This is a genomic window from Methylobacterium sp. WL9 (genome assembly GCF_008040035.1).
Classification (GTDB): domain Bacteria; phylum Pseudomonadota; class Alphaproteobacteria; order Rhizobiales; family Beijerinckiaceae; genus Methylobacterium; species Methylobacterium thuringiense.
This window is the reverse complement of sequence record NZ_VRVE01000100.1, coordinates 1-14103: the sequence shown is the minus strand read 5'-3', so window position 1 is coordinate 14103 and position 14103 is coordinate 1. Positions and strand designations below refer to the sequence as shown.

Here is a 14103-nt window from a genome sequence, read left to right as displayed (position 1 = left end):
CGCCCCCACTCCGAGCGCCAGCGCGCCCTCCCCCAGGCCACGGGCAAACGCCGCCCAGGATAGGCCGGCCAATGCGCAGGCCGCGAGCAGCGGCGGCAGGGCGAGCCAGGGAATGGTTTGGTCGAGCTGCCAACCGATCGCGACGACCCCGATCGTAACGCCGAGGGGAACCGCCACGACGAGCCAGGCGGCCACGGTCTCCCAGCGGCGCCGCAGGACCGGTCCGCGTGCGAGAGCCAGCACGGTGAGAATCGCCACGGCCGGCATCAGCGGCAGCACATAGTGCGGGAGCTTCGTCGGCACCGCCTCGAACAGGGCCCAGGCCGGCACGATCCAGGCGAGGAGGAACGCGACGGAATCGTCGCGGCGGTGCCGCCAGGCGAAGGGCAGCGAAAGCGCCGCGAAGGCGGCGCCCGGCCAGAAGGTGGCGAAGAACACGACGAGGTACGAGCCCGGCGGCGCCCAGTGTTTTTCCGCGCCGGTGCCGACCTTGGCGAGCATATCGTGGCCGACCGCCTCTCCGAAGAAGGCGCCGCCGCTCTTCCAGGCGATGGCCAGGAACCATGGCGCGACGATCGCGAGCGTCAGCACCAGTCCGGGCACGGGCCGCAGCGCCAGCAGCCACCGCCAGGAACGCTCGCGGATCGCCAGCACCAGGGCCGCGAGGCCGGCGAAGAGCGGCACCATCGGTCCCTTGACCAGGATGCCGAGCGCCACGGCAAGCCAGAACACCAGGGCGGTGCCCCGCGAGGGCGGGGCGCGCTCGCGCTCGAGCCGCACCCGGCCGAGCCAGGCCCGGGCCAAAGCCCCCATCGCCGCCACCGCGCAGGCGGTGAGCAGCGCATCGGTCTTGGCGAGGCGCGCCTCGGCCGAGAGCATCAGGCAGGCGGTGAAGAGCGCCGCCGCCAGCACGGCACCGCGCCGGGGCAGGACGGCCAGCGCCGCCCAATAGGCCAGCAGGGACGCCGCGAGCGCGCCGATCAGCGAGGGCAGCCGGTAGAGCGCGATGGTGGTGCGGGCCTTCTCGACGCCGAGGGCCTCGCCCGCAGCCACCGTGGCGGCCTGGGCCCAGTAGATGCCGACCGGCTTCTTGTGGCGCGCCTCCCCCTGGAAGCGGATGTCGACGAGGTCGCCGGTCTCCAGCATCTGCTTGGAGGCCTGGGCGAAGCGCGGCTCGTCGCGGTCCATCGGCTGCAGCGAGACGAAGCCCGGCAGGAAGCAGACGAGGGCGAGCGCCAGCAGGAGCGCGCAGGCCCGCAGATGCCCCTCCGCCGCGAAGCCGAGCGCCCGGTCCGCCCGGTGCAGGGCCGCGGCGAGGAGGCCCGCCAAGCGGGTCGCGGAACTGCGCGGGGAAGACACCGGCGCGGCGCTACCGGCCGTCAGGCTTGCCATGGTGCCCCGGTGAGCGAAGGGGTCATGCGGGCGTTCCGATCCGGTGACGGGTTCGGCACCGCAAGGCCGCCTGCCGGATGCGGGCACCATCGCGCGGGCACCATGGAGACGTGCGTGCTTCCCGCAAAACACCCGTCGCGCCACCGTGGCCTCGCGGGAAAGGCGTCCGCGACCGGGAATTTCGTGAGAGACATGAACGGGCCGCCGTGTCGATGATCGCCCCGTGAAAGTCAATCGCGCGGGTTCCCATAACAACCCGCAACCGAGATATGCGGCAGTGCGGTAGCCGATCCCAATCCTGCGCCCTATATCCTTGCCATGAGCAACTCAGCGAATCCCTACACCCTCGAAATCGCAGCATGCGAGCGCCCGGCCGGACACTTCACCTGGGCGATCCGTCGTAACGGCAAGCTCTTCCAGCGGGCGGACCGCCTGCAGACCACGGAAGAAGCTGCAGAGCGCAGCGGCCTCGCTGCCATCGAGAAGCTTCTCAACGGTCACGACCGCTGAGATCGAACCCGGATCCCGCACGGATCCGAGCGTTCGTTTAGCCGGCTCACGCCGAAACCGACCCGATCCTACGATCACGAAAAGCCTGCGGCGCCCGGCGCGACGCGGGCTTTTTCGTGTCCGGCGAATCCGATTGATCGCCCCCCGCGTCCGGCTACTCTCGCGAGCGGGAGGGCACGTCGATGTCCAAGACGCCGAAACCGGCAAAAACCGCGAAAAGATCGATCTACGATCGGGATCTCGACCGGAATCCGGCCAATCACCAGCCGCTGACGCCGCTGACCTATCTCGACCGGGCCGCCCGTACCTTCCCCGAACACGTCGCCGTGATCCACGGGGATTTGCGCCGCCCCTACGGCGATCTCTATGCCCGCTGCCGCCGCCTCGCCTCCGCCCTCGCGAAGCGCATGATCGGCCGCGGCGACACCGTGGCGGTGCTGCTCGCCAACACCCCCGAGATGATCGAGTGCCACTACGGCGTGCCGATGACGGGGGCCGTGCTCAACACCCTCAACACCCGGCTCGACGCCGCGGCCATCGGCTTCTGCCTCGATCACGGCGAGGCGAAGGTCCTGATCGTCGACCGCGAATTCGCGAAGACCGCCCGGGCCGCGCTGAAGCTGGCGAAGGCGAAGCCCTACGTCATCGACGTCGACGACCCCGTCTTCACCGGCGCGGGCGAGCGCCTCGGCAAGACCGATTACGAGGCGTTCCTGGAGACCGGCGATCCCGCGCACGACTGGGCCATGCCCGCCGACGAGTGGGACGCGATCTCGCTGAACTACACCTCGGGCACCACCGGCGACCCGAAGGGCGTCGTCTACCACCACCGCGGCGCGGCTCTGCTGGCCCTCGGCAACGTCATCACCGCCGACCTCGCGCAGCACGCCGTCTATCTCTGGACGCTGCCGATGTTCCACTGCAACGGCTGGTGCTTTCCCTGGTCGCTCTCGATCGTTGCCGGCACGCATGTCTGCCTGCGTCAGGTCCGGGCGCCGGCGATGTATGCGGCGCTCAGCGAGCACGCGGTCACGCATCTGTCCGGCGCGCCGATCGTGATGTCGACGCTCTTGAACGCCCCCGACGAGCAGAAGACACCCCTGCCCCATCGGGTCCATTTCCTCACCGCCGCCGCGCCGCCGCCGGAAGCCGTGCTCGCGGCGATGGGCGAGGCCGGGTTCGCGGTGACCCATCTCTACGGGCTGACCGAGACCTACGGCCCGGCCGTGGTCAACGCCTGGCATGGGGCCTGGGACGACCTGCCCGCCGAGGAGCGCGCGGCGAAGAAGGCGCGCCAGGGCGTGCGCTACCCCGTGCTTGAAGGCCTCGACGTGCGCGACCCCGACACCCTCGCCTCGCTCCCGGCCGACGGAACCAGCATCGGCGAGGTGATGTTCCAGGGCAACGTGGTGATGCGCGGCTACCTCAAGAACCCCAAGGCGACCAAGGCCGCGTTCAAGGGCGGCTGGTTCCGCTCCGGCGATCTCGGCGTGAAGCACCCCGACGGCTACATCCAGCTCAAGGACCGCTCGAAGGACATCATCATCTCGGGGGGCGAGAACATCTCGTCCATCGAGGTCGAGGACACCCTGTTCAAGCATCCCGCCGTCTCGGCGGCGGCCGTCGTCGCCAAGCCCGACGAAAAATGGGGCGAGACCCCGATCGCCTTCGTCGAGCTCAAGGACGGCAGGGACGTGTCGGCCGAAGACCTCGTCGCCTGGTGCCGCGAGCGGCTGGCGCCCTACAAGCTGCCCAAGCAGGTGATCTTCGGGGAGCTGCCGAAGACCGCGACGGGAAAGGTGCAGAAGTTCGTGCTGCGGGAGCGGGCTCGGGAGGGGTGATGGATCCGCACATTATTTGTAAGATCAATCTCCCCATACTTCGATACTTCACGTCATTGCGAGCGCAGCGAAGCAATCCAGGGCCAACGCTCCGACCGTCGAGGACTTGGCCCTGGACTGCTTCGCTGCGCTCGCAATGACGGACGTGGAGCTTAACACAGCCGCAGACCGCCTCAGCACCCGTTGCAGATGCTGCCGCTCACGGCCTTCATCTTGCGGTCCCAGAGACGCTGGCGTGCCTCGGCGGTGCGTTGCGCCTTCTCGCCCTGGAGCTTGATGTCCTTGAGCTTCGCGGCTTCGGTCACGGCCGGCTGGGCGAGGGGCTTCGCGCCCGCCGGACCGGGCGCCGCCAGCCCGGCGAGGAGCAGGGTGACGGCGATGGCGGCCATGCCGGCCGGCCGCATCGGACCAGGGATCGACGCGCGCATCATGCAACCGTCTCGGCTCGAGGAAACGCGGCTCCGCGCAGGCGCGGCGGGTCCGCCATTAGGATGGGCTTGGGCCGGCGCTCAGAGCGGCAGCTGGTCCCGGACCACAATCTCGGCCGTCGGGCTGCCCTCCGGGTCGGCGAGCACGACGGCGACGGAGCGTCCGCCGTCGAGGGCCAGCGTCGCGGTGCCGGCCGCGAACGCCTCGGCGAGCAGGCCGGTATCGCCCTCGATCTGGCCGTTGGCAGAATACATCATCCGGTCGACGAAGCTGTCGATCTCGTAGGCGACGGAACCGAGGCTGCGGCCGTCCGCGCCGATCGAGAGGCTGCCGCTCCCGCGGATCGTGCCGAGATGCTTGAGCAGCTGGCGCTTGCCGAACGTGGTCATGGGGGACGGGCTCCGGCGGTGTCGGGCGCCAGCGTGACGCCGACGCCGGTCTCGCCCAAGACACCCTGCAAGACCGACCTGCAGTCCCGGACGTCTCTGAGACGGAAAGTATTTTGAAATACTGCGCCGTTTTACAGATAATGCCGAACAGGCGACATTCAAGACACCGGTCAGGCCGTCCGCGTTACCGCCGCTGTGCTCAGTGGCGCTTGGTCCGGTCGAGCCGGATGCCGGCGGCGACCATCCTGCCGAGCTCCATCAGCGCCACGTCGAGGGCCGCCCGCAGGCGGAAGGGGGCGATGCCGGCCAGCACCGCGCGCGCTGCGGTGAGATGGTCGGCGGCGGCCTCGAACGGGTTGTCCGCGCCGACGGTCGGGCGGGTGACATAGCTCTGTCCGTCCTCACGTCCCTCGGTGATGTCGATGAGGATGCCGCGGGTCCGCAGGGGACGCCCCGACTCGCCCAGATAGGTCCGGCCCCGGCTGAGCAGCCAGCGCACCGCGCCGTTGCCGAGCAGCACGCGGTACTCCGAGAGGAACAGCCCGCCCACCTGCGTCGCCCGCAGCGTCTCCTCGACCAGCGTGCCGAGATCGTCCGGATGCACGCGGGGCATCGCCATCGTGCCGTCGAGCGGGCGCCCGGCCAGGGCGGCATCGCCCGCCAGCAGCGCCGCCGCGCCCCGGTCGTAGATCGCGACGTGCCGCAGATGGTCCCAGTCCCAGGCGCCGACGACGCCCGATGCGTCGAGAGCCGCCATCAGCGGAGAGTGGAGTTCAGGCTCGACCTGGGCAGTCGCCATGCCGGTTACGCTCCTCGAATCCGTGCAGCACCACAGATCATCGCCGTCTCGCAGGATCCAGGGTCAGACGACCCTTAGCCATGCGAAACGTCCCGTCAACGGCGCGAGCGTCTTGGTACGAAATTGACGCAGTGCTGAGTTTCGCGCGGAGTATTAGGTCCGGTGTCGTACAATCGACGTCGTATCCGCGATGACAGAAGATCATGGCTGAAGAACCGGAATGGTCTCGTGTCGACGCCCAGTACCATGATGGACGAAGACGCCGAGATTTTGCTTCGGTCGTCGTCCTGACGGATCCTTCGACAGTCTTGGTCCGGCCAGCATCCCACCCGCCGGCATCGTCTCAGAAGCGTGCGGTGAGGAAGACCCTCAGGTTGCGTCCGGGCAGCACCACCTCGTCCTTCTTGAACGAGGCGGCGTTGCGGATCACGTCGTCGAGGAGGTTGGTGCCGCGCAGGCCGAGTGTGACCTCGCTGACGCCGTACGCGGACGGGTCGAGGGGCTTGGTGTGGGCGATCTCGGCCTTCAGGTCGTTGTAGCCGGGCGTCGCCGTCTCTAGGGCTCCGGTCTCGATCTGTTCGAAGGCGTGCAGCAGGCTGACTTGCGCGTACCAGCCGTCCGTCCGCAGGAAGACGCCGCCGCCGACCCGGTGCGGCGGGATGCGCGGCACGTAGCTGCCGTCGTCGAACTGCGCCCGGACGAAATCGTATTGCGCGCTGATCCCGGCGAAGCCGTCGCCGACCGGGATCAGGTCGAGCTGGCTCGCGATCTCCGCGCCGTAGAAGGTGGCGGCGGCCTGCGAATAGACCACCTGCCTCAGGCCGCCGCCATCGATGCCGCAGCTGCCGAAGCTGTCGGCGCAGGTCAGCCCGGTCAGGCGCTTGAAAATGAAGCCGGTATAGCGCGTGACGTAGCCGGTGGCGTCGAGGCGCAGCGGCCCTTCGGCCCGGCGGATGCCGACCTCGAGGGTCCGCGCCCGTTCGAGCTTCAGGCCGGGATCGCCGATCTCGAAGGTCGCGGGGGCGTCGTGCGCGCCGCGTGAAAACAGCTCGGCGGCGGCGGGAGCACGCTCGACATAGGAGCCGGTCAAGCTCGCCACGAACCCGTAGGGCAGGTCCTGCAGGGCGCCGACGCTGGCGCTCTTCGGGGCGAAGCGGCGGCGGCGGGCGAATTCCGCGGGCTCGTCGTCGGGGCCGGCAGGGGTGAAGTCGTCGGGGAACACCGCCTCGACGCCGGTGACGCGGTTGCCCTCGATACGGCCGGCCGCCTGCAGGCGCAGGCCGCGCTCCAACGCGAGCTCCTCGAACAGGTAGAGGGCGTTGGCGCGGGTGTCGGTGGGGCGCAGCAGGCCGCCTTCCGCTCCCGAGATGGTGATCTTGCGCCGGTCGGATTGCAGGCCGGCCGTGCCGGTGAGGACGCCGAAATCGGTGTCGACGGGCACGTGCTGCAGCTCGATCCGCCCTTCCGCCTCGCGGTTCTTGAAGACGGCTTGGATGCCGTCGACCCCGTCGTTGCCGATGCCGATCTCGTTGTGGCGGTAGTTCGATCCGCCGAGCCAGAACCGCACGGCCGAGAACGGGCCGTCGAGCGGCCGGTACTCCCCGCGCGTCTGGAGCTTGTCCTGGTTCGGATCGAGGCGCGTGCGCCGCGCGGCCGAGGCGAGGCCGGGGATCTGATAGAGCGTCTCGTAGTGGCTGAACGAGACGCCGACGAAGCCGCGATCGAACACGTACGACGTGCCGAAGGCGCCGCCCTGGCTCTCGTTGGCGGAGTTGCGCTGGATACCGAGCGGCGTGGCGTAGCTGTCGGCCGCGCTCCTGAATCCGTCGGCATGGACGGCGACGTTGTCGCTGCCGGCGTCGACCGTGGCGGCGACGGTGCGGCCGTTGTCGACACTGGAGAAGCCGGTGGTGGCGCGGCCGGTGATGCCGTTGGCCGGGATGAAGGTCGGGATGCGGTTGTTCTCGGCCGAGACCACGCCGCCGATCGCTTGGCTGCCGTAGCGCAGGCCGGCGGGGCCGCGGATCACCTCGATGCGGTCGTTGACCAGCGGGTTGATCGGCACCGCGTGGTCCTCCCCGAGGTCGGAGACGTCCTGCACGCCGGTGCCGTTCTCCTGGATCCGCACCCGGCCGTTGTCGAGGCCGCGGATGATCGGCCGCGAGGCGGAGCCGGGGGCGAAGCTCGACGCGGACAGGCCGGGCTTGTCGAACAGCGCGTCGCCGAGCGAGCTCGGCTGCGACCGCGCGAGCTCGCTGCCCGGCACCACCGTCACCGACGAGAAGGTGTCGGCGACGACGGGGAGGACGCCCGGGGGAAAACGCCCACCACCACCGTTGCCGCCGCCCGCGGCGCGGACCGGGGCCACCGCCGTGACCGACAGCTCCTCGAGTGCCACATCCTCGGCCTCAGCCGGCTGGGCTCCGAAGCCGATCAGGCCGAGCCCGATCCCGGCCAACCGCGCGCCGTCACGTAGCGTCCCCAACATGGTCGTGTCGTCCATTTATAGCCTGTGCTATACTACTAAGTCTAAGCTGTTACTGCCTGTCAAGCCGGGTTCGTGGGCTGCCCGAGTCCCGGCCATGCAAAAGAAAACGGCGGGGCTTGCGCCCCGCCGCTCGGTCTCGGACCGGTCTCTGCGCCTGATCAGTAGGCCGGGCCGCCCGCGGTGTTGCCGTACTGGGGCACCGTCCGCTCGGGCTGGGCCGCGTTGCCGCCCTTGGCCGAGGAATCGACGCCGCCGCGGAGCTGGGCGACGGCTCCGGCAGAGCGCGGCTGCCAGCCGGGGCCGGTTTCGACGGCCGTGACCGGCACGTTGCCGGAGGCCGCATAACCCTGCGCGAGGGCGGAGGCGGGGACTGCCAGGGTCAGGGCGAGGGCAGTCGCGACGGATGCGAGACGAATGTTCATGATGATGTCCTTGTCGTCCGGGCGCGGTCTCCGTCGATTCCGGGGGCCGTGTCGTCTTGGTGTGACTTGAAGATGGGGCGTCTCTTGCTGGGCCGTCGTGCGAATCCACACGCGATGCCAGGACAAACCCGATTCTGTGCAGTCGTGCGAAAGCGCACATCCGGCCGGAACCGAACGGCCTAGCTTCCTTCGCGAGGGGACGTGCCGCCAGCCTTGCAGCGCGGTCCGTATTGGGATTTCGACCATGGTCGTCCGGTCCGTCACTGTCGCCGCCGCGCTCGCGTTTCTCGGCGCCGCCTCCCCCGCTCTCGCGCAGAGCGTCGATCCCGCCCTGGTGCTCGCGGCCAAGGGGCATCCGAAGCCCGGCCAGGGCTTTGCCGGCCGCACCGCCCGCCTCACCTCGATCATGGGCGCGGACATGAGCATGGTCGCACCGCTGCACGTGCCGAACCATCCGGTCCGGGCGCGGGCCGCCCGCCGCGAGGCCGACGCCTCGGCCGGCCTGCGGTAGAAAAGCCGCAAGCCGCGGGCCTCGGCATCCGCCCCCTGGCGAGACCCGGCGCTTCCCCGTAGCGTGCTCCCCGAGCCACGTAGCTGGGGGACCCTCTGGTGCGCCGTATCCCGGCCCTGATCCTGCTCGCCCTCGCCTTCCCGGCGCGGGCGGAGGAGAGCAAGCCCGTCTTCGAGGGCGCCGGCGGAGACCCGCGCATCTCGGTCTCGCAGCCGGAATCGACCAGCCAGGCCTCGGGCGGATACAGCCGCTCGATCGAGCCGTCGCTCGGGCCGTTCGGCGACCCACTCGGCCTGCGTCCGGTGCTGAAGCAGCGCGGCGTTGAGTACAGCCTGACCTACGTCGCCGACCTGCTCGGCAATCCGGTCGGGGGCGTCCGCCGGGGCGCGGCGGTCGAGGACCGCCTGAACCTGCGGCTCAACCTCGACCTCGAACGGCTCGCGGGCTGGGAGGGCGGGACCGTCCACGCCAACGCCTATTTCATCCACGGCACCGGCCTGTCGCGCTATTACGTCGGCAACCTGCTCGACGTGAGCGTGATCGAGGCCCTGCCCGCGTCCCGGCTCTACGTGCTCTGGTTCGACCAGCAGCTCTTCGACAACACGCTCGGCCTGCGCATCGGCCAGCAGGCGGCCGACACCGAGTTCTTCGTCAGCCAGACCGCGACTTTGTTCGTGAATTCCACCTTCGGCTGGCCGGCGATCACGGGCTTGAACCTGCCGAGCGGCGGCCCGGCCTATCCGCTCTCGACCCCGGCCGTGCGGGCGAAATACGTCCCCGGCGGTGGCTTTTCGCTACAGGTCGGGCTCTATGACGGCGATCCGGCCGGCGCCAACCGCCCCGGCGACGACCCGGAGGCGCAGCGCCTCAACCGCACCGGCACGAACTTTCGCACGCACGACCCGGCCCTGGTCGTCGCCGAGGCGACCTACGCCTACAACACCGAGAAGGACGCCCACGGCCTGCCCGGCGACGTCACGCTGGGCGGCTGGCAGCATTTCGGCCGCTTCGATTCGCTGCGCTTCGACAACACCGGCCTGCCACTCGCCGACCCGAATTCCTCCGGCATCGGCCGGCCCTTGCGCGGCAATGCCGGGATCTACGCGATCCTCGACCAAACGCTCTATCGCGAGCCTGGCAAGGACGACGAGGGCCTCGGCGTCTTCCTGCGCGCCGCCTGGTCGCCGACCCGCTCCAGCCTGGTCGACGCCTATGTCGATACCGGGCTCGCCTACAAAGGCCTGTTCGAGGGCCGCGACGACGACACGCTCGGCCTCAGCCTCGCCTATGCCCGCATCAGCGACGAGGCCCGCCGCGCCGACGCCGACACGATCGCCTATAGCGGCATCCCGATGCCGCGCCGGCGGGCCGAGACGGTGGTCGAGGCGACCTATCAGGCGGTGGTGGTGCCGGGCTTCACGGTGCAGCCCGACCTGCAGCTGATCCTCCGCCCCGGCGGCGGCATCGCCAACCCGCGCCTGCCGGAGGCCGGCCGGGTGAAGAACGCCGCCGTGCTCGGCCTGCGGGCGACGATCCAATATTGAGCGGCTCACCAGCGGGCTCGCCCGCGTATCGCCTCATGCCCCATGCGATGACGCGAGAGCAACACCGGGCGTTGCAATCGCGTGCACCGCAAAACGTGGCCTTGCGCGGCCGCCCTCGGCCCCTCACGATTCCAGCCGTGGCGTACGCGCCGGTCAGCGTGGGGTTTCGGTGCCTTTCGGCGAATCGAGTCTGACGGCCTGGATCCTGTTGTGGGTGGCGGCGCTCTCGAGCCTCGCCACCTTCGCGATCACCCTGCGGCGGGACGCGCAGGCCCGGCGCAAGGCGCTGGCGGAGGAGGAACAGCTCTGGTCGCTGACCTGGGCGGACTATCTCGACGACGGGCCGTTCCGCTGCCTGCGCCTGCGCCTGCACGACGTCGACAAGCACAAATGCCGCCTCAAGACCGTGACGCTGAAGAAGCCCGGCGCCGGCCGCCTCGCGCCGCAGACCTGGATCGACGAGAGCCCGTCCGAGCCCTGGCACAAGCGCGCCCGGGCGGACCGCACGGCGCTCGGCCGCCGCATCGCGGTCGCCAAGGACCTCGACGGCTCGAACGCCCGCTTCTCGGGCCAGCCCTACGACGACGTCTACCTCTACGTGCTGATGCCCCGGCGCCCCGCCTTCAGCTTCGCCGCCCAGACCCCGGTGCGCCTCGTCTGCCGCATCTCCGAGATCTCCCGGCGCTCGCGCCGCCGCAAGATCACCCTGATCAGCCCGCCGGCCGACTGGGCCGCCCCCGACGCGCCGAAGCCCGAGGACATGCAGCGGACGGCGTGACGGTTTCGCAAGGCTTTGCGGGCGGGCCGGCTCAGCCGGCGGCCTGGGCCCAGCTCGCCTGGTAGGCTGGCGCGAGGATCATGCCGTGGGGCACGGCCATCATGGGCGGCGGGTTGCGCACGCATTGCTCGAGGAAGGCCACGGTCTCCTCCAGCACGCTGCCCGAGAACGGTTTTGCGATCACCGCGGCCGCGCCTTCGAGGTCGCCGGAGAGCTGGCGCGTATTGGCGGTGATGAACACGGCGGTGATGCCGTCGAGGTCGCGCACGGCGCGCGCCACGTCGAGACCGGACGAGCCGTCGCCGAGGCGCAGATCGATGAACACCAGCTCGGGCAGCGTCTCGTAGACCAGGGCCACGCCGTCCGCGGCGTTCATGGCGGTGCCGACGACGACGTGGCCGGCATCCTCCAGCAGCGTCTCGAGCTGCATCAGGATCAGGGCCTCGTCCTCGACCAGCAGAACCCGCAGCTTGTCGCTCACTCAAGTCTCCGAACTGACTGCCGATTCGCGGGGCAGACTGACGTGGACGGTCGTGCCGGGATTGGCGGACTGCCAAGAGATACTGGCATTCAACTGGCGCGCAAGCGTTTCGGTGAGGCGCTTTCCGAACGAGCGCTTGCCGGATATTTCGACCGGTACCGGCATACCAACGCCGTCATCGGTAATTTTGATCGAAAAATACTTGTCGTCCGGCGCGACCAGGATCGAGAGCCGCCCGGGGCGGCCGTCCGGGAAGGCATGCTTGAGCGCGTTGGTGACGAGCTCGTTCATCATCAGGGCGATCGGCGGCGCCTTGGCCACCGGCACCTCCACCGGCTCGAAATCGAAATGCAGGCGGATGCCCTCGCGGCCCGAACCGCGCACGAGGTCGGTGGCGAGGTCGCGGGCGAATTCGGTGACGTCGAAGCGCTCGACGTTGTTGGACTGGTAGAGCCGCCGGTGGACCGTGCCGAGGGCCTCGACCCGGCTGAGCATCGATTCCATCGAGGCGCGCGCCGCCGGGTCGGTGATCGTGCGGGTCTGCAGCGCCAGCAGGGAGGAGATCATCTGGAGGTTGTTCTTGACCCGGTGGTCGACCTCGTGGACCAGCATGGTCTTGGCGGCCAGCGCCTCGCTCAGGTCGCGGGTGCGCCGGGCGACCTCGCGCTCGAAATGCTCCTTCTCCTGTTGCGTCCTGAGATGGGCGTCGACCCGGTCGGTGACGTCGAGCTGCGAGGCGAAGAAGTACAGCACCTCGCCGGCCTCGTTGGCCACCGGGCTGAGATACAGCGCGTTCCAGAACGACGTGCCGTCCTTGCGGTAGTTCAGGACATCGATGGCGATGTCGCGATTGCTCGTGACCGCATCGCGGATCTGCCGCACGGCCGCCCTGTCGGTGTCCGGTCCCTGCAGGAAGCGGCAGTTCTTGCCCATGATCTCGTCGCGGTCGTAGCCGGACATCGCGAGGAAGGCGTTGTTGGTGTAGACGATCGGGTTGTCGGCCTGGCGAGGATCGGTGATGATCATCGGCATGCGCGTGCCGCGCACGGCGGCGGCGAAGGGGTCTCCCTTGCCGGTGCCCGCATGCAGCTGGTCCGTCAGCCTCCAGGCGTCCTCCCGTTCCATCTCGTCCCGTCTCTTCTACCCGATTGCGTCCGGCGGCCGGCACGGCGCCTCGCTCCTGCGGGCGATGCGTGCAACCACACGTGACATGGCCATGCGGACCACGGGCGACAACCGTGGCCATGCCCGATGGATCCCTTACTACCAGTAGCCCTTACGGCTGACGCCTTCAGGGCTGCCCGCCGCACGCGCGGCGACGCGCATTCGCGCTTGCCGACGGCTTGGAGAGCCGAAGCCCACGGCCGCTGGTAGACCGCCCTTCCACGGCATGAAGTTTCGGAGCCCGTCACACGCACGAGATGCAACGGAACGAAATACCACCAGACCGGTGTTGTGCCGCGGAATGCCCGGCACGATATCCGATGAAGCCCTCGACGAGACGCACGACCGGGCCCTCTCGCCAAGACAGTGACGAGGGCCGTGTCGACGGCCGCGAGGCGACCCCGCGCCACGGTGAAAGGCCCGAAGGATTTTCGATGATCGACCTGTCGACCTCCGAGACCGACCGCACCGTCGACGCCCTGCTGCGCCAGATCACCTGGAGCCGCTTCGCGGGCGACGCCGGCATCGAGGGTCCCTATCGCGACGACCCCGCCTCGGCGGCCGTGGTGATCGAACTGCGCCAGGCCGGCGAACGGCTCGCAGCCGCCGGCGGCCTCGACGCCCTCGACGAGGCCATCCTGCGCATCACCGAGATGAACTCGGCCTATTCGGACCAGCGCTCCAACCTGCTCGAAGCGCTGTGGTCGTCGGTGGGGCGCGGCGGGGAACCCTGAGTTCTCGCTTAGGCCGGCCGCGGTCCCCGGCGCTTCAGGACAAGCCGGCGGCCCGGCGGAGTGCGGCGTTGAGGCGGTCCTGCCATCCCGGACCGTCCGCCTGGAAATGCTCCAGCACGTCGCGATCGATGCGCAGGGTCACCTGCTCGCGCCCGCCCGGGAGGGCCGGCGCCCTGGCCGCGACCGGGGCGGCCTCGACGGGTTTCGTCGTCGTCTTCTTGAAGGCGGCCTCGGCCGCGTCCCGGGCGCTCATCGTCGATCTGGCCATGGGTCTTCGCTCTGCCGGTCCGAGATTTCAGAAAGCCCGTTATACCGGAATGCAGCGCGCCCGACTCCTCGTAATTCGCGCGTGCGCCTGCGGCCCTCTGCGCAGGTCGCGCGGGAACCGGCTCACCCCTCGTCCTCGTCCCGATACGCGGCGCCCTCGCCCGTCGCACCGGGTTCCGCCAGGGCATAGACCGCATCGCCCATCCGCCTCAGCGGACCGCCGGGGCCGGAGCGCTTCCAGAGGCGGGTGTTGAGGGCGGCGACGGGATCGTGGCCCGGCAGGGAGAAGCCGCGGCCGGCGAGCAGCGCCAGGATCTCGGCGGCATGGAGCGGCCGGCCGGCCTCGTCCAGCGC

The 14103-nt window shown here is 69.8% G+C and carries 15 protein-coding genes and 1 pseudogene; 6 read left to right on the top strand and 10 right to left on the bottom strand.

Annotated elements, in window-relative coordinates:
* The coding region (locus tag FV217_RS19915) for a glycosyltransferase family 39 protein (RefSeq protein ID WP_147819162.1) at nucleotides 1-1392 on the bottom strand (1392 nt) is incomplete at its 3' end.
* A 318-nt stretch (nucleotides 1393-1710) separates the two neighbouring features.
* On the opposite strand from FV217_RS19915, the gene FV217_RS19910 reads away from it, so the two are divergent.
* Nucleotides 1711-1902, top strand: coding sequence for a hypothetical protein (locus FV217_RS19910; RefSeq protein ID WP_147819160.1), 192 nt, complete (start codon nucleotides 1711-1713; stop codon nucleotides 1900-1902).
* A 182-nt stretch (nucleotides 1903-2084) separates the two neighbouring features.
* Entirely contained in the window at nucleotides 2085-3743 is a 1659-nt protein-coding gene (locus FV217_RS19905) for an acyl-CoA synthetase (RefSeq protein WP_147819159.1), read from the top strand.
* 173 nt (nucleotides 3744-3916) lie between these two features.
* Here FV217_RS19905 and FV217_RS19900 read toward each other — a convergent pair whose 3' ends face one another.
* The 5 genes from FV217_RS19900 to FV217_RS19880 form a co-directional block, all read right to left on the bottom strand.
* A complete protein-coding gene (locus tag FV217_RS19900; RefSeq protein WP_187272647.1) occupies nucleotides 3917-4171 on the bottom strand; it encodes a hypothetical protein in 255 nt (84 codons plus the stop codon).
* 81 nt (nucleotides 4172-4252) lie between these two features.
* Nucleotides 4253-4561 (bottom strand): hypothetical protein, encoded by a 309-nt coding sequence (locus tag FV217_RS19895; protein ID WP_147819155.1) that lies wholly within the window; start codon nucleotides 4559-4561, stop codon nucleotides 4253-4255.
* Between the two features lie 199 nt (nucleotides 4562-4760).
* Entirely contained in the window at nucleotides 4761-5360 is a 600-nt protein-coding gene (locus tag FV217_RS19890; RefSeq protein ID WP_147819154.1) for a PAS domain-containing protein, read from the bottom strand.
* A 343-nt stretch (nucleotides 5361-5703) separates the two neighbouring features.
* Nucleotides 5704-7863, bottom strand: a complete 2160-nt coding sequence (locus FV217_RS19885; protein ID WP_238232036.1) for a TonB-dependent receptor — start codon at nucleotides 7861-7863, stop codon at nucleotides 5704-5706.
* A gap of 143 nt (nucleotides 7864-8006) precedes the next feature.
* Nucleotides 8007-8270: a hypothetical protein gene (locus FV217_RS19880; protein ID WP_147819152.1), complete on the bottom strand. Its 264-nt coding sequence runs from the start codon at nucleotides 8268-8270 to the stop codon at nucleotides 8007-8009.
* 244 nt (nucleotides 8271-8514) lie between these two features.
* On the opposite strand from FV217_RS19880, the gene FV217_RS19875 reads away from it, so the two are divergent.
* The 3 genes from FV217_RS19875 (at nucleotide 8515) to FV217_RS19865 (ending at nucleotide 11103) form a co-directional block, all read left to right on the top strand.
* Entirely contained in the window at nucleotides 8515-8781 is a 267-nt protein-coding gene (locus FV217_RS19875) for a hypothetical protein (protein WP_147819150.1), read from the top strand.
* 95 nt (nucleotides 8782-8876) lie between these two features.
* Nucleotides 8877-10325, top strand: a complete 1449-nt coding sequence (locus FV217_RS19870; RefSeq protein ID WP_147819148.1) for a carbohydrate porin — start codon at nucleotides 8877-8879, stop codon at nucleotides 10323-10325.
* Between the two features lie 169 nt (nucleotides 10326-10494).
* Nucleotides 10495-11103 (top strand): hypothetical protein, encoded by a 609-nt coding sequence (locus FV217_RS19865; RefSeq protein ID WP_147819147.1) that lies wholly within the window; start codon nucleotides 10495-10497, stop codon nucleotides 11101-11103.
* Nucleotides 11104-11134: 31 nt separating this feature from the next.
* Here FV217_RS19865 and FV217_RS19860 read toward each other — a convergent pair whose 3' ends face one another.
* Both FV217_RS19860 and FV217_RS19855 read right to left on the bottom strand, forming a co-directional pair.
* Complete coding sequence (locus tag FV217_RS19860) at nucleotides 11135-11584, bottom strand: response regulator (protein WP_147819145.1); 450 nt, start codon at nucleotides 11582-11584, stop codon at nucleotides 11135-11137.
* On the bottom strand, nucleotides 11585-12709 hold the full coding sequence (locus tag FV217_RS19855; RefSeq protein ID WP_147819143.1) for a histidine kinase dimerization/phosphoacceptor domain -containing protein: 1125 nt from the start codon (nucleotides 12707-12709) through the stop codon (nucleotides 11585-11587). It abuts the gene before it with no gap.
* A gap of 473 nt (nucleotides 12710-13182) precedes the next feature.
* On the opposite strand from FV217_RS19855, the gene FV217_RS19850 reads away from it, so the two are divergent.
* The gene (locus tag FV217_RS19850) at nucleotides 13183-13482 is read left to right on the top strand and encodes a hypothetical protein (protein ID WP_147819141.1); all 300 of its coding nucleotides are present in this window, start codon (nucleotides 13183-13185) and stop codon (nucleotides 13480-13482) included.
* Nucleotides 13483-13516: 34 nt separating this feature from the next.
* Here FV217_RS19850 and FV217_RS19845 read toward each other — a convergent pair whose 3' ends face one another.
* On the bottom strand, nucleotides 13517-13750 hold the full coding sequence (locus tag FV217_RS19845; protein WP_147819139.1) for a BrnA antitoxin family protein: 234 nt from the start codon (nucleotides 13748-13750) through the stop codon (nucleotides 13517-13519).
* 122 nt (nucleotides 13751-13872) lie between these two features.
* Nucleotides 13873-14103, bottom strand: a pseudogene (locus FV217_RS19840) (winged helix-turn-helix domain-containing protein); the annotation flags it as partial.

What these genes read in the sequence shown, in the direction of transcription:
- FV217_RS19880 (WP_147819152.1), bottom strand. Translation starts at nt 8,270, where the DNA reads ATGAACATTCGTCTCGCATCCGTCGCGACTGCCCTCGCCCTGACCCTG.
- FV217_RS19885 (WP_238232036.1), bottom strand. Translation starts at nt 7,863, where the DNA reads ATGGACGACACGACCATGTTGGGGACGCTACGTGACGGCGCGCGGTTG.
- FV217_RS19890 (WP_147819154.1), bottom strand. Translation starts at nt 5,360, where the DNA reads ATGGCGACTGCCCAGGTCGAGCCTGAACTCCACTCTCCGCTGATGGCG.
- FV217_RS19875 (WP_147819150.1), top strand. Translation starts at nt 8,515, where the DNA reads ATGGTCGTCCGGTCCGTCACTGTCGCCGCCGCGCTCGCGTTTCTCGGC.
- FV217_RS19910 (WP_147819160.1), top strand. Translation starts at nt 1,711, where the DNA reads ATGAGCAACTCAGCGAATCCCTACACCCTCGAAATCGCAGCATGCGAG.
- FV217_RS19850 (WP_147819141.1), top strand. Translation starts at nt 13,183, where the DNA reads ATGATCGACCTGTCGACCTCCGAGACCGACCGCACCGTCGACGCCCTG.
- FV217_RS19855 (WP_147819143.1), bottom strand. Translation starts at nt 12,709, where the DNA reads ATGGAACGGGAGGACGCCTGGAGGCTGACGGACCAGCTGCATGCGGGC.
- FV217_RS19900 (WP_187272647.1), bottom strand. Translation starts at nt 4,171, where the DNA reads ATGCGCGCGTCGATCCCTGGTCCGATGCGGCCGGCCGGCATGGCCGCC.
- FV217_RS19895 (WP_147819155.1), bottom strand. Translation starts at nt 4,561, where the DNA reads ATGACCACGTTCGGCAAGCGCCAGCTGCTCAAGCATCTCGGCACGATC.
- FV217_RS19845 (WP_147819139.1), bottom strand. Translation starts at nt 13,750, where the DNA reads ATGGCCAGATCGACGATGAGCGCCCGGGACGCGGCCGAGGCCGCCTTC.
- FV217_RS19905 (WP_147819159.1), top strand. Translation starts at nt 2,085, where the DNA reads ATGTCCAAGACGCCGAAACCGGCAAAAACCGCGAAAAGATCGATCTAC.